Here is a 19,244-nt window from a genome sequence, read left to right as displayed (position 1 = left end):
CCTCGCGCTCCCGCTCATAGGCGGCGAGGATCGCCTCGCACCACAGGGTCATCCCCTCGGCCTTGAGCTCCACGCGCTGGGCCCGGTCGTAGTGGAGGCGGGTGACCGCGGCGGTCCGCTCGCGCTCGTCTGACTTCCCGTCGACGTGGTCCAGGATGGCCGCCGCGGCCCCGCCCAGGCGACGCTCGCCGAGAAACGTGGCGAGCCCCCCGACGGACGTCATGCGGGGTCCAGCGCCGGATGCCGTACAGGGCGAACAGGTCGGCCTTGCTTGGGTCGGGCTTGCCCTCGCGCAGGCCCTGCAGCCGGGCGAGCAGTTGATTGAGCGCCAGGTAGGAGATGTGCCCCTCGCCGCGACGGGACGGGAACATCCAGGGTGAAGGCTTCTCCCGGCCCCACGCGTCTTCCTGCCGGTAGCGTTCAATGATCGCCCAGGCATCCGGAGGAACAGGAAGGCCGTGCGGCAGCTTTGACTTCATCACCGTTCCCGGCCAGCCGACGGCGGTCCAGCCGGGCAAGCTGTTGCTGAATTGCGGGACGCACGAGCCGACTTCGGTGGTCACCAGGGCACCGGTGCGTTGGGCGGTCAGCACGACGGCCCAGAGCGCACCGAGCAGCCCGGCGCCGGTGGCGTGCTCCGTCTGCCCGAGCGAGCGGTGTCGTTCCGCAACCACGAGGGTTCTGGCGAGCTCGTCCACGGTCGGCACGTGGGTCCGCGTCCCAGAGGCGTAGTCGACGGTCAGCCGGTCCCACCACGGGAACTCCATCCGGACGAGCCGGCATCGCAGCGGCTGCTCCCGCCAGCCCCAGGTCATCGCATCGCGGAACTGGCCGATGACCCTCTTGGCAGCGGACCGCTTCGTCGTGCCGTCCTCAAGCAGCCGCTGCCGGACGCCGAGCATTGTCTCCAGGTCCAGGGCGGCGACGGTTACCATTGACAGGCCGGCCATCTCGGGATGCCTGAGGTACCCCTCATAGCTGGCACGCCAGCGTCCGGCCTTGAGCTTCGGGAGCTTCCAGGCGAGGAACGCGTCGATCAAGTCGCCGACGACCCAGGGCCCGTCCCGCCGGCGTGCTTCGGCGGTCTGCGTCTCCGGCTCCTCCTCGGGCCACGCGGCGTCCAGGGCCTCCTCGACGCTTCCGGTCCGGCGCAGGACTTCCTCGTAGATGCGGGTCTCCGCCTTGGGCTGGTGCAGGCCCGGCACGGCGAGGCGGATGCGCTCGGCCTGGTCCCGGGCCTGCGCGAGGCTGATGATGTTGGCGTCGCCGATGCGCACCGTTCCGGCCTTCGACTTCCTGAGCCACGTCGCGGAATTCCGGGTCACGCGCAGGACGAGGCCGGCACATTCGGTGTCGACGAGGTCGAGGCCGCGCCCCGGGACCTCGCCCTTCCGGATCAGCGCGCGGGCCTTCGTCACGTGCCCGGCGGTGAGCGGCACGCGCTCCCGGGCGTACGAGCCCCTGCCACCCTCGACGGCCATGTAGTCCCCCCGGCTGGATACCACCCGGATACCACCTGACCCGAATCGCCCCCGCAACCCCGGTGTTAACCCTAGGCCGGCGATTTCCCCTGTATATTGAGGCGGTTGGTTACCGAAACCCTGGGCGGAAGGGATACGCTCGGGTTGACAATTCAGCCTTCCAAGCTGAATACGAGGGTTCGATTCCCTTCACCCGCTCCACGCCCGCCCCATAACGGGATAACGGAGCTCCGGCATCGCCGCACGGCCCGCCCGGTCAGGCGCCCACCCATCCGGTTTCAGCCCTCCGCCCTTTCGTTGGCGGCCATTCGCCGTGTTCGGGCCCCTCGGGAAGCATCACCATGAAGGTATCCGCCGACCTGTGCATCGTGCCGATGGGCGTCGGGCCGTCGGTCTCGCCCTATGTGCGCGAGATCAAGGCGATCATCGAGGCGAGCGGCCTAACCGCCACAATGCATCCCAATGGCACCAACATCGAGGCCGATTTGTCGGAGATCTGCGCCCTGGCCGAGCGCTGCGAGGCGCGGCTGGCCGAGTTGGGCGTCGAGCGGACCTTCTTCACGCTGATCTTCTCGACCCGGCGGGATAAGGAGCAATCCATGGCCGACAAGCTCGCGGCCGTCTCCTGACGGGTCGCCCCCGGGGCACCGCGCGGCGGCCACGCCGTCGCGCGGTTCTTTCAAGTCCGAAACCGCTCAGCCGTGGCAGGCGCAGCCGGCATGCTCGCAGCCGGCGTGATCCTTGTGACTGTCGGCGCAATCGTCACAGCAATAGGCCTTGCCGTCCCGGGATACGGCCTTGGTCAATTGGACCACGCACACGCAGTCCTGACAGGCGCATTTTACCATCTCGACGTCGACGCTGGCCATAACCTTCTCCTCAGACGATTCGTCCGCCGGCCCAGCCTAGCGCCGCGCTGCCCCGGGCGGAAGCGGATCGCCGCCGCGGTGACGCGCCCGTGATCCGACCGGCCCCTTCGTGCGTTCACCCTCGTCCGGACGTGCGCGTCCCGGGAGGAGGACGGCATGAGCGAGCAGAACACCGGCGACGTGCGGATCGAACCCTATGACAGCCCGGCGGGCGGCTGGGGCTCGGCCCGCTCGCTGGTCGAGATCCTGACTCGCGAGGGCGTGCCGGTCACCGGCTCGGCGATGCTGCTCAAGCAGAACAAGCCGGACGGCTTCATGTGCGTCTCCTGCGCCTGGGCGAAGCCGGCCAAGCCCCTGGCCTTCGAGTATTGCGAGAACGGCGCCAAGGCGACCGCCTGGGAACAGACCCGCCGGCGGGCGACCCCAGACTTCTTCGCCGCCCACACCGTCACCGAGTTGCTCGGCTGGAGCGATTACGCGCTGGAGGAGCAGGGCCGCCTGACGCATCCGATGCGCTACGATGCCGAGACCGACCGGTACCGGCCGGTTTCCTGGGGTGAGGCCTTCGCGGAGATCGGGCGGGAATTGCAGGCGCTGCGCGCCGAGGATCCGAAATCGGTGGTGTTCTACGCCTCCGGCCGGGCGTCCCTCGAGACCAGCTATATGTGGGCGCTGCTGGCGCGCCTCTACGGCAACAACAACCTGCCGGACTCATCGAACATGTGCCACGAGCCGACCTCGGTGGCGCTGCCGCAATCGATCGGCGCGCCGGTCGGCACGGTCCTGCTGGAGGATTTCGAGTCCACCGACCTGATCTTCTTCTTCGGCCAGAATGTCGGCTCGAACGCGCCCCGGATGCTCCACCCACTCCAGGAGGCGCGGCGCCGGGGGGCGCAGATCATCACCTTCAACCCGCTGCGCGAGCGCGGGCTCGAGCGCTTCACCAACCCGCAATCGCCGGTGGAGATGCTGACGCGCTCGGCCACCAAGATCTCGACCCAGTACCATCAGGTGAAGGCCGGCGGCGACCTCGCGGCGATCACCGGCCTGTGCAAGGTCCTGATCGCCATGGACCGGGAGGCGACAACGTCCGGTCGGCCCGCCATCCTCGACCACGCCTTCATCGCCGAGCACACGCACGGCTTCGAGGATTTCGTGGCGTTCTGCGACAGCCAGGATTGGGCGGGGATCGAGCGGCGCTCCGGCCTGACCCGCCCGGCCCTCGAAGCCGCGGCCGGCACCTACGCCCGGGCCAAGGCGGTGATCGGCATCTACGGGATGGGGCTGACCCAGCACCGCAAGGGCACCGAAACGGTGCGGATGCTGGTCAACCTCCTGCTGCTGCGCGGCAATATCGGCAAGCCCGGCGCCGGGATCTGCCCGGTGCGCGGCCATTCCAACGTGCAGGGCCAGCGCACGGTGGGCATCTCCGAAAAGCCGGAGCTGGTGCCCCTCGACAAGCTTAAGGAACTCTACGATTTCGAGCCGCCGCGGGAGAAGGGGCTCAACACGGTCGAGACCTGCGAGGGCATCCTCGACGGCAGCGTCCGGGCCTTCGTCAGCCTCGGCGGCAACTTCCTGCGCGCAGTTCCCGATACCGGGCGCATGGAGCCGGCGTGGCGGCGGCAGCGCCTGACCGTGCAGATCTCGACCAAGCTCAACCGCTCGCACCTGGTCAACGGAACCGTCGCCTACATCCTGCCCTGCCTCGGCCGGATCGAGATCGACCAGCAAGCCAGCGGTCCGCAGGCGGTCTCGATGGAGGATTCCACCGCGCGCTTCCACGGCTCCCGGGGCGTATCCGATCCGGTCGGCCCCGATGTCCGCTCCGAGCCCTGGATCGTGGCCGAGATCGCCAAGGCGTCGGTACCCCCGAACCCGCGGATCGACTGGAATGCCTGGGTCGCCGATTACGCCCGGGTGCGCGACGCGATCGAGGCGACCTACCCGAAGGTGTTCCACGACCTGAACGGCCAGATGTTCCGCCCCGGCGGGATCACCAAGCCGCTCGGCGCCCGTGACCGGAAATGGGAGACCGACACCGGCAAGGCGAATTTCGCGGTGCCGGAAGGGCTTGAGGCCGATCCCGACTTGCCGGCGCGCGGCCCGGACGTGCTCGACCTGATCACGCTGCGCTCGAACGACCAGTTCAACACCACGGTCTACGGCTACGACGACCGCTTCCGGGGCGTGAAGGGCACCCGGGACATCCTGTTCATGAACCGGGCCGACATCGCCCGGCTCGGGCTCAAGGATGGCGGCTCCGTCGATGTCGAGGCGGTGGCCGGCGATCAGATCGCGCGGCGCGTCGGCGGCCTGCGGGTGATCGCCTACGACATCCCGCCGGGAAATTGCGGCGGCTACTATCCGGAATTGAACGTCCTGCTGCCGCTCTGGCACCATGACGAGCAATCCAAGACCCCCGCCGCCAAGGCGATCACCGTGCGGGTGACGGCCGCGACCTGAACCGGGGGATCTGGCGCGGCGCCGTTCTCTCCGGCAAAGAGCCCGGATGGATCAGGTCACGCCCCGAGACGTGGAGCCGCGCCTGCGCGGGCTCCTGGACCTGATCGCGGCCGGCACGCCCGTCCGCGAGCCGGGTCTCGACCTCGCGCATGTCGATGCGAGCGGCACCGCGCTCGCCGCCGGCGGGACCGCGCCGGCCGACGCGGAATCGGGCGGCCTTCCGCTCGCCGAGGCCGACCTGTCGCGCGCCCGCATGGAGGAGGCCGACCTGTCCGGGGCCAACCTGCGCCGGGCGAGCCTCACCGGGGCGGTCGGGCGCTCGACTCGCTTCGTCGGGGCGATCCTGGAGGAGGCCGACCTGTCCGAGGCGGACATGTCGGGGGCGGATTTCACAGGCATCGTGGCCGGGCAGGTCAAGTTCGCCTCCGCCATGCTGGAGGATGCGCGCTTCGGCCAGGCGGCGATGCGCTTCGCGGATCTGTCGGGCGCGCTCCTGGACGGGGCGAGCTTCGCGGAGGCCGACCTCTGGGGGGCGGATTTCTCCGGCGCCGACGCGGACGACACCGTGTTCCGGAATGCGCGGCTCGACGAGGCCAAGCTCGCCGACGCCAACCTGACCCATGCCGATTTCGAGGGCGCCAGCCTGACCAAGGCCTCGCTGGCTGGCTCGCGCCTGCGGGGCGCCAAGTTCACCGGGGCGAAGCTCGACGGCGCCGACCTGTCCGGCGCCGACCTGTCGGATACCGATCTCGTGCGGCTCAACCTGGCCACCTGTCGGCTGCGGCATGCCCGCTTCGCCGGCGCCTGGCTCAACGGCACCCGGATGAGCGTCGAGCAGCTCGGCGGCGCCGTGGGCGAGGAGGTAACCGGCGCCTATGAGCTGGCGCAGGCGAGCTACCTCGCCCTGGAGCAGAACTGGAAAAGCATCGGCAGCCACGATGCGGCGAGCTGGGCCTACAAGCGCGGCCGCCGGATGGGCCGCTTCCAGGCCGGGCAACAGGCGCGCGCCGCCTGGGCCGAGCGGGACTGGGCCGGAATCCTGCGCCACGGCTACCGCTGGACCGCCGACCGCTTCGTCGAATGGCTGTGCGATTACGGCGAGAGCCTGTCGCGCATCGCCCGGGCCTTCGCGCTGCTGATCCTCGTCTTCGCCGGCCTCTACGGGCTCACCGGCGGCCTGTTCGTGGTGGAGGGGCCTGAGGCGGGGCCGACCTACAACCCGATCGACCTGATGAGCTACAGCGCCCTCAACATGATGACCGCCAACCCGCCGGAGATCGGCCTTAAGCCGACCGGGCGGGTCACCAACCTGCTGGTCGGCCTGGAAGGCGCGGTCGGGATCATACTGATGGGGCTCTACGGCTTCGTCCTGGGCAACCGCCTGCGGCGGTGAGGTCCGTCAGTCGTTGCCGTTCGCGCTCAGCCGCTCGATCAGGGTCCCGAGATCCTTGCGCAGGGCCCGGATCTCCGGCTCGCTGAGTTCCAGCTGGCACATCACGCTCTCGCGCACCGTGACCGCCTCCGCCCGCAGGGCCGCGCCCTGCGGGGTGAGCGCGATCTCGACCTCGCGCTCATCGGATTGGCGCCGGGTCCGGACCAGGAAGCCCGCGCTTTCCAGGCGCTTCAGCACCGGCGTGAGCGTGCCGGAATCGAGCCGCAGCCGCCGGCCGATCTCCGAGACGGTCACGCCGTCCTGCTCCCACAGCACCAGCAGGACGAGATATTGCGGATAGGTCAGGCCGAGCCGCTCCAGCAGCGGCCGGTAAGACTTCGTCATCCGGTGCGCGGCCGCGTAGAGCGCGTAGCAAAGCTGGTTATCGAGGAGCAGCGGATCCATCGCCTGCTCCGTCTCGATCGTGTCCACTGAATACGACATGTGTCTCGCCCATCGCGGTCCGAGTGCCGCCTGTCTCGCACCGCGACCGCGGGTTGGTCATCCTAGCATAACATGCTCGCCACACGCGCAAGCTCCTGCTCGACCAGCTCTTTCTCAACAACCCCGTCGGTCCGGCGTTGCGACACCTGGGGATGACAAGTTCGATAGGCTGTCCAAGAACCCGGCTTCGTCCTCCAGCGTACGCAGGTCGAGCACCAGCGTATCGTCGCTGATGCGGCCGATCACCGGTACCGGCAATCCGCGCAGGCGCTCGGCCAGCCGCTTGCAACGCCCCCCGGCCCCGCGCCGCCCGCTATCCCCGTCCGGCACCAGCACCAGGGCGGCACTCGGCATGGTCTCGACCGGCAGGGCGCCGGAGCCGATCTGGCTGATGCAATCCCCGACCGACACCGTGGCCCAGCCGGAGACCCGGTCCGCGACCGCGGGCGCGATGGCCCGGGCCTGCGCGTCGATCGCCGCGCGCGGGCGGGTCAGCAGGCGCAGGGTCGGCAATTCCTCGGTCAGCCGCTCGGGGTGGAGATAGAGGCGCAGCACCGCCTCCAGGGCCGCGTAGGTCATCTTGTCCACCCGCAGTGCCCGCTTGAGCGGGTTCTTGCGCACCCGGGCGATCAGGTCCTTGCGTCCGGCCACGATCCCGCACTGGACGGCGCCGAGCAGCTTGTCGCCGCTGAAGGTCACCACATCCGCCCGGGCCAGGGCCGCCCGGACGGTGGGCTCGGGCGGCAGGCCGTAGGCGGCGAGATCGACCAGGCTGCCGCTGCCGAGATCCTCCGCCAGGGGCACGCCGTGCTCTCGGCAGAGCGCATGGAGCGCGATCGGATCCGCCTCGGCGGTGAAGCCGGTGATCGCGTAGTTGCTCGGATGCACCTTCATGACGAGGCCGGTGCGCGGCCCGAGCGCCTCGGCGAAATCGTGCAGATGCGTGCGGTTGGTGGTGCCGACCTCGCGCAGCCGGCAGCCGGCGCGGGCCATCACGTCGGGGACCCGGAACGAGCCGCCGATCTCCACCAATTCGCCGCGCGAGACCACGACTTCCTTGCGCATGGCGAGGGCGTTCAGCACCAGCAGGACCGCGGCGGCGTTGTTGTTGACCACCACGGCGGCCTCGGCCCCGGTCAGGCGGCAGATCAGCCCTTCCACATGGTCGTCGCGCTCGCCCCTTGCGCCGGTGGCGAGATCGAATTCGAGGTTGCTGGCCTGGACCATCACGGCGGCCACCGCCTCGGCGGCCGAGCGCGGCAGGAGGGCACGGCCCAGATTGGTGTGCAGCACCGTGCCGGTGAGGTTGAACACCGGCCGCAGGGACGGGCGCCGCTCGGAAGCGAGGTTCCGGGCCGCCGCCTCACGGATCGCCGCCGCATCCGGCACCGTACCGCCCTCCGCCCGGATCTCGGCGAGGACGGCCCGCACCGCCGCGGTGAAGGCCGTGCGCCCATAAGCGGCCACGATCTCCTCCGAGGCCCCACCGACGAGACGTTCCACCGAAGGGATCCGGCGTTGGCCCTGTGCGGCGTCTTCGGGGGTCGGGCGGGCTGTCGCTGAGGATGTCATGGTCCGCTGAGAGATAACGATGCCCGCGCCAAGGACTACCCCGGCCCGGCGCGCGCGCGATCCCCGCAGGATTGGTCTGGGAGTGGCTTGAGCAGGTGGAAACCGTCGACCGTTTGTGAGTGAAACAGATCCAAGTCGCACCCGCCTGACGCCTGTCCCTGCGGAACCGGGATCGCCGTGCCGAGCACCGAGCGGGTTGTCAGCGGCACCCTCGATCAGGGTCCAGCTGGGGCTGATCGAGGTCCAGGCCGGTTCGTCGATCGGCGACGCCATCAACGGCGCCGAAGAGATCCGAAGCGATTGAGCCGGGAGCGCGACAGGGCGTCCGAGCCGCGCCCGGTTGACACTGCACGGGACACGGCTCTTTCGCATCTGGGACTCAGGCACCCGCGACGACAGGCCGCGCAGCAGCATCGGGATGTTCAGGCGCCTTACAGGGGACTCCGTCGAGGTTACCGCGCATCGCCGCCGCAGCTTCTGCATTCCAGCACTCGGTTCCCGGCGAGGCCGAGCCACCTCGGCTGCGATCCGTATCCGTATTTCTCGACGAGGCCTCGATGCAGGTCGCGTGACATTCAAGGCCTCACCGATGCGACGCACTTCGACTGACAATGCCGCGAGGGGATCCGGCGCGGCCTCACCCTTGCAACGCATGTATCCGCCCGCGGAAATAAAATCGTTCCCGCCTAGACCCACAGATTTACCGACCTGCCCCGGATGCGATACGAGTGCTCAGCGAATCACAATTTGTAATGGAAAATATCGGCGATGGGGCAAATAGACATCCCGACGGGCGCCACATCCCGTTCGGAAACATGCTGATTCACGCGTCTGTCGCGCGATGAAGACCAGAGATCGTGATCGCCGGGTTGAGATGAGACATGGTTGAGCAGGTAGTCCCGACGATCGAGAACCCGGGATCGCGCGAACATTACGAGGCCGTCGTGCTCGGGGCCGGCATCAGCGGCCTGGTCTCGGCTGCGGTCCTGATCGAGCAGGGGTACCGTCGAATACTCGTTCTCGACGAGTTCGAGAAATACGGCGGCAACCACATCGATTGCGCCATCGGCCCGTACAGCTTCGATATCGGCAGTTTCATATTCCAGGACGACTCGCCGTTGCTGGTGCATTTCCCTGAGATGCTGCCGTTGTATGTGCCCATCGACCCGACCTGGGGGAAGCTGACGCCGCAGGGCGCTGTCGCCGGCTATCCGCTGTCGATCAAGGACGACATCCTGCGCTCCGGCCCGTGGGGCTGTGCCCGGATCGGGTTGTCCGTCCTGTATTCGCGGATCTCCCGGCCGAAGATCCGAAATGCGCGCGATTTCGCCCGGTACTGGATCGGCGACTACCTGCTGCGGCGGTCCGGGCTCGAGAGCTACATGATGCGCTTCTTCGGCATCGCCGCCGAGAAGGTCGATCTCGATTTCGCCGAGAAGCGCATGCTCTGGATCAAGGAGCATTCCTCCCCGAGAGCGATGCTGCGGCACCTACGGCCCCGCAAGGCGGAGGCGCCGACCAATCGACAGCTCGCCCGGCCGAAATCGGGCTATGACGATCTATACGCGGTCGCCGCCGCGAAACTGCGCGGACAGGGCACCGAGTTCCGGCTCGGCTGCGCCGTCTCGCAGATCCGAAAGGCCGGGTCAGTGTTCCATCTCGACACGACCGGTGGGACCGTGACCGCGGACCGGGTCGTGTCGACGATCCCGATCAACCGCGCTCTCGAGATCTCCGGATTGGGCGCCGACGAGAACCTCACGTCGGTGACCCTGATCAGCCTGTTCTTCAGCTTCTCGGGCAAGAAGGGCTTCGACTGCGCGGTCCTGTACAATTTCTCGCATGGCGGGTTCTGGAAGCGCCTGACCATGTACTCGGATTTCTACGGCACGGCCGAGGGGCGCGAGTATTTCGGCGTGGAGGTCATCGCGTCCCAGGCGGGGAACAGCCTTGAGATCGCGGAGCGGGATTTCCGGTCGCACGTGGCGGCCAATCATCTGTTCGACGGCGACCTGCGACTGGAGGGCAGCCGCTTCGTGCCGAACGCCTATCCCATCTACATCAACCGCGCGCAGGAGCGGGTCGGGGTGGCGCTGGCGCGGCTGCGCGCGTTCGGGATCGAATCCTTCGGGCGGCAAGGCGGCTTCGATTATCAGCCGACCGCCCGCGTCTCCACGCAGAATGCCGAGGCGCAGGTGCGGCGCGGGCCGGCGCAGAGAGCGTCCTGACGCCGGTAAACCTCCGTGCGCGCAGGCTGACGCCTTCGCCGGCCATGGCAGCGCGGACAGGGGTCGCGCCTGACCTATCGACATGGTTGCAGCCCCATCACCGCATGCAACCATAAGATCAAGGTTGGGGGCACGAAGAATTGAGGGTCTGACATACCAGACCGACGCGCGTGGATTGATTAATCCATCCCTCGTATCGGCTACGTAGACGAGTGGATTTTGACGTCCGAGCAGGATAGAGACCGGGGCGAAATCCGTACCCGGCTCCGTCGTCTGGGGTGGGGCTTTGAAGGCTCGGTACGGCGCCGTCGGGCGCTGAAACGGTGTGCGCTCCGAACGCGAGCGGTGGAGCGATCGGCTCGCGGCGGGCGCGAACGGGCCTGACCTGCGTGAGCGCGAAGCGGAGTAGGCGTCAGTCGTGGAGAAAGAGCCGAGAATCGCCGTCGTCATCACGTGTTTCAATTACGAGACCTACGTGGGCAAGGCGATCCGGAGCGTCCTCGACCAGGAGACGCCCGATTGCGAGCTCGTGGTGATCGACGACGGGTCCACGGACCGGTCCTGGGACGTGATCCAAGAGACGGGCGCACGCGCATACCGGATCGCCAATGGCGGGCAGCGGTCGGCGTGTCTGTACGGTCTCGGACAGACACGCGCGCCGTTCGTCCTGTTCCTGGATGCGGACGACGAATTGGCGCCCGGCGCGCTCGCGCGCATCCTCCAAGTCCTCGATCCCGGTGTCGCGAAGGTCCAGTTCTGCCTGACCTGCATCGACGCGACCGGGCGGGTCATCACGGAGCGCTACCCGGCGCTGGAGGCCTTCCGCAGCCAGGACAAGGTGGTCGACGAGATCCTGCGCTCGGGCGTCTATCAGACGCCGCCGACTTCCGGGAACGTGTTCCGGCGGGATGTCTGCGAGGTCCTGCACCACTGCGCGTACGACAATGCGGTCGACGGCGTGATCCTGCTCGTGGCGCCATTCATGGGCGATGTCGTCAGCCTGTCCGAGACCCTCGGCCTGTACCGGGTCCATGGGCAGAACGATTCGGGGCTGGGGCGTGCCCCGCGGGCCGAGACGTTCGAGCGCGACCTCCGGCGCTTCGAACTGCGGTTGGCGCATCTGCGCCGGCTGGTCGGTCAGTTGCGGCCGGAGGCGGTTCTGATCGAGGCCGAGCGGACCTACTATTTTCGGTTCATGGATTTTTCCGCCGCGCTGGTCCGCGGAACCCGATACGGGTCTCGCGGCTTCCTAGACCTGCTTCGGGCCATCCTGACGGAGCCGCGCCCGCTGAAGTGGAAGGTCGCGACCGCGCTGTTCTTCGTGGCGATGTTCCTGGCCCCGCTCCGCCAGGCACAGGCGCTTCTCGCGTTCCGGTTCTCGGTCGGGCAGCGCTCGGCGCGACGCTTTCTGCGGGCCGCCAACGCCTCGCAATAGAGGCTCGGCCGTCCAAAATTCAACCTGTGCGCACTATATCTAGGCACAGCGCAGACAATGCGTAGTCCAATAACGCTGGACGGTTTGTGTTAATCTTCGACGTTGATTAGGGTCGCGCCTCGCGGCACCGCCGAGCGTCACGCGGCATCCAGGGCCGGACGCGATGTCGGGAATGTCTCAGGTGAAGCGAGCGTCGGTGTAACGTGCGGATTCTGCATCTTCTCAATCATAGGCGCCGCCTGAACGGGCATGTGCATGCGGCCGTCGATCTGGCCTGCGCACAGGTCAAGCTCGGCCACACCGTCGCGATGGCGAGCCAGGGCGGCGATTTCGACGAGCTGCTTCGGACGAACGGCATCGAGACCTTCGTCGTCGATCACGAGCGCCGCCCGGGCCCGGTCCTGAAGTCCATGGTGGGGCTCACCGGGCTTCTGCGGCGCTGGAGACCGGATGTCGTCCACGCGCACATGATGACGAGCGCCGTCCTGGCCTGGCCCGCATGCAAGCTGACCCGGGTCGCGCTGGTGACGACGGTCCACAACGAGTTCGAGAAGGGCGCCATCCTGATGGGGCTCGGCGACCGCGTCATCGCGGTGAGTGCCGCCGTGGCCAAGTCCATGCAGAAGCGCGGCATTGCGGCGTCGCGGATCGACGTCGTGCTGAACGGGACGATCGGTTCCGCCCGGATGGCCGGCCGTTCCGAGGTTCCGAAATCCCTCGATCACCCCGCGATCGTGTTCGTCGGCGGCCTCCATCCCCGCAAGGGCTTGCCCGACCTGCTGCAGGCCTTCGACGCGGTCCACGCGCAGCATCCGGCAGCGCGGCTCTACGTGGTCGGCGGCGGCCCCACGCAGGATAGCTACACCGCGATGGCCCGGGCGATGGCGTCCGCGGACGCGATCGCCTTCACCGGCCCGCAGGACGATCCCTATCCGTGGATGCTCGGCGCCGACATCTTCGTGCTGCCCTCTCACGCAGACCCGGCGCCCCTCGTGCTCTCGGAGGCGCGGGAGGCCGGGTGCGCGGTGATCGCCACTCAGGTCGACGGCATTCCCGAACTCCTGGGCCAGGGCGAGTCGGGGATCCTCGTGCCGCCGAAATCTCCGGACCGGATCGCCGACGCGCTCCGGATGCTGGTGACCGACCCGGACCAGCTCAAGGCGTGGCGCGCCAAGAGCCAGGTCGGGATCGAGAACCTGCGGATCGACCGCGTGGCGCGCGCGACGCTCGAGGTTTACGGCCGCGCCATCGGACCCAGGGCCAAGCCCTCCGCATCGTGACGCAGGCGGGACCCAGGGGTCACGCGAAGCCGCTATCCCGGCGGGTGTCAGGCTGTGTATTGGGGCAATAGGCTCAATAAGGCCTGTCATCGCCATATCGCCCATATCCGGGTTCATTCTCAGGGACAGAGACATCACGTTTCGCGCCGGCCGCGATCCCGTCGCATGTCGTCTCCCGCAGGATCGGTTCATGCTCACCCTCAAGACGTTGCGTGGCGCCGGCTGGAGTGTCGCGGCCCGAACGTCGTCGCGCGTGATCGACCTCGCAACGCTGCTCCTCCTCGCCCGGATGCTGACCCCGGCCGATTTCGGCCTGACGGCGATCGCGGTCTCGCTGGTCGCGATCGTCGAGATGGTTCTCGAGGTGCCCTTGGTGCAGGCGCTGATGCGACTGCAGAAGATCGAGAAATCGCACCTGGACACCGCGTTCACGCTCGGCCTGCTGCGCGGTGGGGTGATCGCGGTCCTGATGATGCTCGCCGCCTGGCCGGTCGCGCATATCTACGACGATCCGCGGCTCGTCCCGCTCATCCTCGTCCTGGCGCTGGGGCCGATCACGCGCAGCCTCTACAGCCCGACGATGGTGCACTTCTTCCGCGATCTGAACTTCCGCGTATCGTTCGTCGCGGATTTCTCGGGAAAGGTCATCGCGGCCCTGCTCTCCGTGGCGGTGCTCTACGCGGGCGGCGGCTATTGGGCGCTCGTGATCAATCCCGTTGTGTCGTCGCTCATGCCGACGATCCTGTCCTACGTGCTGGCCCCCTACAGTCCCAGGCTCTCGCTGGAGCGGCTGCGCGACTTCTCCGCCTTCACCGGCTGGTTCACGTCCTCGCAGGTCCTGGCCGCGTTCAGCTGGCAGTACGACCGCGTGTTCCTGGGCTACAACGTCGAGAAGGCCGTCCTGGGCCGGTACAGCCTGGCGAGCGATTTCTCGGTCATGCCGACCCAGAGCCTGATCGGTCCCGCCATGCGGCCAGTCATGGCGGCGTTCGCCACGATGGCCGACGACCGGAAGCGCCTGCACCTCTCCTTCCTCAAGGCGGCGCGCCTGACGATGTTCATCGCGCTGCCGGCGGGCATCGGGATCGCGCTGACGTCGGACCAGATCGTCGACGTCTTCCTCGGCAGCCAATGGAGCTCCGCGTCGGTCTATTTGCGGTGGCTGTCGCTCGCGGTCATGCTGACAGCCTATTATCAGCCGGTCTCGTCGCTCTGCGTCGCGATCGATCAGCCCAACCTGTTGTTGAAGATCAACATTCTGGAAACCGTCACGAAGCTCCCGCTGCTGACGGTCGCCTTCTACACGGGAGGCCTGCTGCTGATGCTGTACGCGCGGGTCGTCGCCGCCGCCCTGCATTTCCTGATCAGCGCCGTTTACGCGCGCCGCGTGATCGGAACCAGCCTCACGGCGCAGATGCGCAATCTGTGGCAGGTCGTGGTGTCCTGCATCGCAATGGCCTTGGCCGTCCTCCTCCTGGAGAACCTGTTGCAGCGGTTCGCCGTCCCCTCGATCGCGCAGTTGGTCGCCATGAGTGCGTGCGGCGCCGTTGTCTACGCCGCATCCATGCACCTGTGCGGCTTCCGCCTGCGCGCCCTGCGACAATAACCCCGGGCGATCGATCGCGGATAAGACCGGACATCGACCGGGATATGCTGCGCCGCGTTCGATTCAATCTTAATTTATCTGTTCATCGCGCTGCGCGATTTTTAGCAAAATTCGAGGGCGCGATATTTGCGTAAACTGCGGAGCGGGTTGAGTGTTGCCTGATATCGTATAAAGTAACAGCCAGCGACGCAGTGCGGCCCTTGTCCCGAATAGCGGGACGAAGCCGAGGTATTTTGTCGGAACCCGGTTTCGGCTCAGGAGATTTGAATGTATTGGCGGCAGATTGCTGCGTCTTGCGTGTTCGTGGTTGCCAGCGTTCTCGCAGCACCGGCCGCCGAGGCACCGGGCCGATACTTGCTCGGCCCGCAGGATCGTCTGACCATTCGGGTCTACGATCTGCGACGCAACACCGGCGAAGCGTATTCGTGGACCGCCCTGAACGGCGAATTCTCCGTGGCTGCGGACGGCACGGTATCGCTTCCGCTGATCGGCCAGATCAAGGCGTCCGGCGGGACGCCGACCGATCTCGCCGAGGCGATCGGAACCTCGCTGAAACAGGCGGCCGATCTTGCGGAGACGCCGGCGGCGTCGGTGGAAGTCGCGAAATACCGCCCGTATTACATCACCGGCGCGGTGCAGCAGCCGGGTAAGTTCGAGTATCAGCCCGGCCTGACCGTGCTCCAGGCGGTCAGCACCGCGGAGGGGCTGCTGCGCGCCACCGACCCGCGCATGGTGCGGCGCGAGATGGTGACGACGCGCGGTGAGCTGCGGACGCTCGCCGCGGAGCGGATCGCGCTGGCCGCCAAGCAGGCGCGCCTCGACGCGGAGATCGCCGGGGCGGATACGATCACCTTCGGCGAGGATCTCAAGGCCAACGCGGACAAGGCTCGGGCCGATCAGGCGATGCGCGGCGAGCAGCTCCTGTTCGACACGCGCCGCAACGCGATCAAGGCCGAGGTTGCCGCGATCGAGCAATCCATGTCGAGTTTCCGCGCCGAGATCGGCGCGCTGGAGAACAAGTCCAAGTCGCTCGATCGCCAGATCGAGCTGAGCCGAGGCGAATTGAACCTCGTCAACGATCTCGTCGCCAAGGGGCTGACGATCACACCGCGGAAGCTGGCTGCCGAGCAGAGCCAGGCGGCCTTCGAGAGCAACCGGCTGGACGTTCAGGTCGCGATGCTGCGCGCCCAGCAGAGCCTGACGCGGGCCGAGCGCGACATCATCGAGCTCCGGTCCCGGTTCCGCCGCGACGCCCTGGCGGAGGCGGCCGATACCCGCCTCAAGCTGGCGCAGAACGACGAGAAGACACTGACCGCCGGGCGGCTCTCGGCGGATGCCGAGGCGCAGACGCTCGGCACGGCCGAGGATGGCAGCGAGACGCTGACGCCGCGCTACGAGGTGACCCGCCGGGTCGGCGACCGGTCGACCACCTGGCTGGCGCAGGAAGACGGCCAGGTCGAGCCCGGCGACGTCGTCCGGGTCACCCTGGTCCGCAACCCGAGCAGCAGGTCCGGGGAGGCGCCGCAGGTCGCCGTTCCGCGCCGGCCGTCCGAGGGGGGCAATGCGAACCGCACCGGGCCGGCTTCCGCGGATGCCGTGCGCCGGGCCGCCGAGAGCGCGGATCGCTAGCGTCCGGCCCCGGCCGGAGCGGGGTCAAGCGCGGCGCGCCGCGGCGACCGGCTGAACGTTTCTCCCCATGAGGCAGGCGGATCATGAGCTTCGAGCCGATCGGCGCAATCACGATCGTTGTCGGGCTGTTCTGCCTGCTGTTCGGCACCCGGTCGACGGTCGTCGCCTTCGTCGTGTTCTGCACGCTCGGATCCGCCGCCGCGCTGCTGCTCGGCGGCGCGAACGTGCAGCCGGCCCACCTGTTTCTCGTCTTCCTGGCCATCTCGACCCTGTTCTGGCGCAAGACCGCCGTCGAGATGCTGGAGGCCCTGAAGATCACCGAACCGGGTTTCTGGCTGCTCTGCCTCGTCTTGTACGGCGTGCTGAGCAGCTATGTCATGCCGCGGCTGTTCGCCGATGAGACCTATATCATCCCGCTCGGCGCCTCGACCCATCTGAGCACCAGCGACGGCGCCGTGCCGCTGGGGCCGGTGTCGAGCAACCTGACCCAGCCGATCTACCTGATCGGCGACCTCTTCTGCTTCCTCATGATCGCCACCGTGGGATCGACGCAGCGGGGCCTCGAGACGCTCGCCACCGCGCTCATTGCCTACGCGGCCACCAATATCGGCTTCGGCATCCTCGATCTGGTCACCAGTGCGACCGGCACCCAGGAGGCGCTGCAATTCATCCGGAACGCCCAGTACACGTTCCACGATGAGGAGGTGGTCGGCACGATGCGGCGGATCATCGGCTCCTGGCCTGAGGCGTCGGCCTTCGCCGGCATGACGCTGGGGGCGCTCGGATTCACCGGCATGCTGTGGCTGTGCGGGCGCAAGCCCCTCGTCACCGGCCCCCTGGCCCTGCTCTCGCTCATCTTCGTGGTGATCTCGACCTCATCGACCGGGCTGGTCGGTGCCGTCGTCGTGCTGGGGCTCCTCTACGCGACGGCGCTGCGGCGGTGCAGCCTGCGCCCGCAGGATCGCTTCAGCGCCGCGACAGTCGTCCTCGGGCCGCTGCTGCTCTGCCTGATCGTGCTGCTGGTGCTCGCCACCGACGGCGTAGCCGCGCGGATCTACGAGTACGTCGACACGCTGATCCTGAGCAAGGCGCAGACGGAATCGGGCATCCAGCGCGCATCCTGGAATGCGCTGGCCTGGCGAAACTTCTTCGATTCGTGGGGTCTCGGCGTCGGCCTCGGGACGAACCGGACCTCCAGCTTCCCGCTCGCGGTGCTGTCGAATGTCGGCGTGCCCGGTGCCGTCTTCTACCTGTTGTTCATCCTGACCGTGTTCGGCGTCCGCCGGGGCGAGCCGCGGAGCTATCCGAGCGACGTGCGCGCCGCGGCCCGGGTCGCCTGCCTGTCCCTGCTGACGGGCGCCCTCATTGCCGGTCCCACGGTCGACCAGAGCCTGCTGTTCTACGTCTTCGCCGGCGTCGCCTCTGCCTGGCCGGAGCGCGAACGCCGCCCGGCCGCGCCGGTCGCGCCGGCCGCGCCGGCCGCGAAGCTCATCCCCGATCCGCTCGCTCTGGGCCAGGTGCGGCCCGCGCTGCGGTAGCGGTCAGGCCGCCGCAGCGGTCCCTACGGCTTGCCGGATGGCCTCCGCGTGGATCTTGGCCGAGTTCTCGACGCTGTAGCGCTCGATATTCTCCCGCCTGAAATCCGCGAAAGTTCTCTCTTCGGCGATCCGGTCGCAGTAGCTGTTCATGGCCTCGACCAGGGCGGCCTCATCGTCGGGCGGGACCAACTGGCCCAGGCGCCGGTCGATCAGGATGTCGCTCGGCCCGAACTCGCAATCGGTCGAGATGACCGGCAACCCGCATCGGAGCGCTTCGCAGATGGCGAGGGACCATCCCTCCCACCGCGACGTCGCGACGAAAACATCGCTCGCGTAGAGCGCTCGCTCCGGACTGTCGGGGTGATATTCGAGCTTGACCACATCCGTCAGGCCGAGGCGCCGGATCTGCTCGGTCAAGGCCGCCTTGTCGGCACCATGGCCCACGAGACGCAGCCGGATGTCCTGCCGGCGCGTGTAGAGCGCGGCGAACGCGTCGATCAGGATGTCCTGGCCCTTCTGGTAATCGTATCGCCCGACATTCACGAAGGTCACCAGCCCCGCCGTCGGCGTGTCGTCGGGCCCGGGCGCTGCGAATTTCCGGACCGGGTTCGGCACCCAGACCGTCGGCCTGCGGCAGTTGAAGTCGTCGGTGAAGGCGCGAAGCTGCCGGGGCGAGGTGCCGAACACCGCGGCCACGCGTCGGAGGACGAGATGCCGGAGGAGGAAGAACAGGATCTTCGCCTTGAGGTGTCCGCTCTCCCGGCGCGGATTCCCGTGCAGGTGCATCGCGACGGGCTGCCTCAGGCCCAGGCGCGAGAACCAGAAGATCACCGTCGGTTCGATCTGGGGAATGACGACGAGGTCGTAGTGCTTCTCCCGCACGACGCTCCGGAACGCCCGCATCAGCGCTAGGCGTGACGAACCGGCTCGCCTGACGATGGAGTAGGCCCGCGGCAAGGGCGGGTGGTTCCTGTGCTCGGACACGAGCAGGACATCGACGTCGAACACGTCGCCGTAGGTTTCAGCCAGCTCCGTGCAGATCTCGTCGTTGACGCGCTCGATCCCCGCGAAAACCGTCGTGCCGGGCTGGCAATAGAGGACTTTGATCTTTCGATCCGTCGCGACGGCCATCAGGGACACTCTGAGTCTCGGTATGCGGGCACGGTGATCGCCGGAAGTGCGCCGCGATGGCGGGACTTCGCACGGATCTTCGAGCGATCCCCGCCGCAGCGGAGGCCGATTCGGCGGGAGACGGCGCGCCCGA

14 protein-coding genes are annotated in these 19,244 nt (G+C 67.9%); 9 read left to right on the top strand and 5 right to left on the bottom strand.

Annotated features, from left to right (window positions below; genetic code table 11):
• Positions 1-14: 14 nt before the first annotated feature.
• Positions 15-1,481, bottom strand: coding sequence for an integrase family protein (locus AKJ13_RS22885; RefSeq protein ID WP_144426346.1), 1,467 nt, complete (start codon positions 1,479-1,481; stop codon positions 15-17).
• A 341-nt stretch (positions 1,482-1,822) separates the two neighbouring features.
• Between AKJ13_RS22885 and AKJ13_RS22880 the strand changes: the two genes are divergently transcribed.
• A complete protein-coding gene (locus AKJ13_RS22880; protein WP_050735432.1) occupies positions 1,823-2,110 on the top strand; it encodes an MTH1187 family thiamine-binding protein in 288 nt (95 codons plus the stop codon).
• A 66-nt stretch (positions 2,111-2,176) separates the two neighbouring features.
• Here AKJ13_RS22880 and AKJ13_RS22875 read toward each other — a convergent pair whose 3' ends face one another.
• On the bottom strand, positions 2,177-2,350 hold the full coding sequence (locus AKJ13_RS22875) for a metallothionein (protein ID WP_050735431.1): 174 nt from the start codon (positions 2,348-2,350) through the stop codon (positions 2,177-2,179).
• Positions 2,351-2,506: 156 nt separating this feature from the next.
• On the opposite strand from AKJ13_RS22875, the gene AKJ13_RS22870 reads away from it, so the two are divergent.
• Together AKJ13_RS22870 and AKJ13_RS22865 are read left to right on the top strand one after the other, a co-directional pair.
• The gene (locus AKJ13_RS22870) at positions 2,507-4,816 is read left to right on the top strand and encodes an FdhF/YdeP family oxidoreductase (RefSeq protein WP_050735430.1); all 2,310 of its coding nucleotides are present in this window, start codon (positions 2,507-2,509) and stop codon (positions 4,814-4,816) included.
• 46 nt (positions 4,817-4,862) lie between these two features.
• Positions 4,863-6,209 (top strand): pentapeptide repeat-containing protein, encoded by a 1,347-nt coding sequence (locus AKJ13_RS22865; protein ID WP_050735429.1) that lies wholly within the window; start codon positions 4,863-4,865, stop codon positions 6,207-6,209.
• 6 nt (positions 6,210-6,215) lie between these two features.
• Here the strand turns inward: AKJ13_RS22865 and AKJ13_RS22860 are convergent, their stop codons facing one another.
• Both AKJ13_RS22860 and selA read right to left on the bottom strand, forming a co-directional pair.
• Positions 6,216-6,692 (bottom strand): MarR family transcriptional regulator, encoded by a 477-nt coding sequence (locus AKJ13_RS22860; protein WP_007561845.1) that lies wholly within the window; start codon positions 6,690-6,692, stop codon positions 6,216-6,218.
• A 114-nt stretch (positions 6,693-6,806) separates the two neighbouring features.
• On the bottom strand, positions 6,807-8,264 hold the full coding sequence (gene selA, locus AKJ13_RS22855; protein WP_050735428.1) for an L-seryl-tRNA(Sec) selenium transferase: 1,458 nt from the start codon (positions 8,262-8,264) through the stop codon (positions 6,807-6,809).
• A gap of 881 nt (positions 8,265-9,145) precedes the next feature.
• Between selA and AKJ13_RS22850 the strand changes: the two genes are divergently transcribed.
• The 6 genes from AKJ13_RS22850 (at position 9,146) to AKJ13_RS22825 (ending at position 17,980) form a co-directional block, all read left to right on the top strand.
• A complete protein-coding gene (locus tag AKJ13_RS22850) occupies positions 9,146-10,492 on the top strand; it encodes an NAD(P)-binding protein (protein ID WP_050735427.1) in 1,347 nt (448 codons plus the stop codon).
• A 418-nt stretch (positions 10,493-10,910) separates the two neighbouring features.
• Positions 10,911-11,927, top strand: a complete 1,017-nt coding sequence (locus AKJ13_RS22845) for a glycosyltransferase family 2 protein (RefSeq protein ID WP_050735426.1) — start codon at positions 10,911-10,913, stop codon at positions 11,925-11,927.
• Positions 11,928-12,130: 203 nt separating this feature from the next.
• On the top strand, positions 12,131-13,207 hold the full coding sequence (locus AKJ13_RS22840; RefSeq protein ID WP_050735425.1) for a glycosyltransferase family 4 protein: 1,077 nt from the start codon (positions 12,131-12,133) through the stop codon (positions 13,205-13,207).
• Positions 13,208-13,397: 190 nt separating this feature from the next.
• Positions 13,398-14,813, top strand: a complete 1,416-nt coding sequence (locus AKJ13_RS22835; protein WP_050735424.1) for a lipopolysaccharide biosynthesis protein — start codon at positions 13,398-13,400, stop codon at positions 14,811-14,813.
• Positions 14,814-15,080: 267 nt separating this feature from the next.
• Positions 15,081-16,442 carry a polysaccharide biosynthesis/export family protein gene (locus AKJ13_RS22830; RefSeq protein ID WP_050735423.1) on the top strand — a complete coding sequence of 454 codons (1,362 nt, stop codon included), beginning with the start codon at positions 15,081-15,083 and terminating at the stop codon, positions 16,440-16,442.
• A gap of 83 nt (positions 16,443-16,525) precedes the next feature.
• On the top strand, positions 16,526-17,980 hold the full coding sequence (locus AKJ13_RS22825; protein ID WP_050735422.1) for a hypothetical protein: 1,455 nt from the start codon (positions 16,526-16,528) through the stop codon (positions 17,978-17,980).
• A gap of 3 nt (positions 17,981-17,983) precedes the next feature.
• Here the strand turns inward: AKJ13_RS22825 and AKJ13_RS22820 are convergent, their stop codons facing one another.
• Positions 17,984-19,111 carry a glycosyltransferase gene (locus AKJ13_RS22820; RefSeq protein ID WP_050735421.1) on the bottom strand — a complete coding sequence of 376 codons (1,128 nt, stop codon included), beginning with the start codon at positions 19,109-19,111 and terminating at the stop codon, positions 17,984-17,986.
• Positions 19,112-19,244 lie beyond the last annotated feature (133 nt).

The sequence above is a fragment of the Methylobacterium sp. ARG-1 genome (assembly GCF_001262595.1).
GTDB classification, from domain to species: domain Bacteria; phylum Pseudomonadota; class Alphaproteobacteria; order Rhizobiales; family Beijerinckiaceae; genus Methylobacterium; species Methylobacterium brachiatum.
This window is presented reverse-complemented; position numbering and strand designations above follow the sequence as displayed.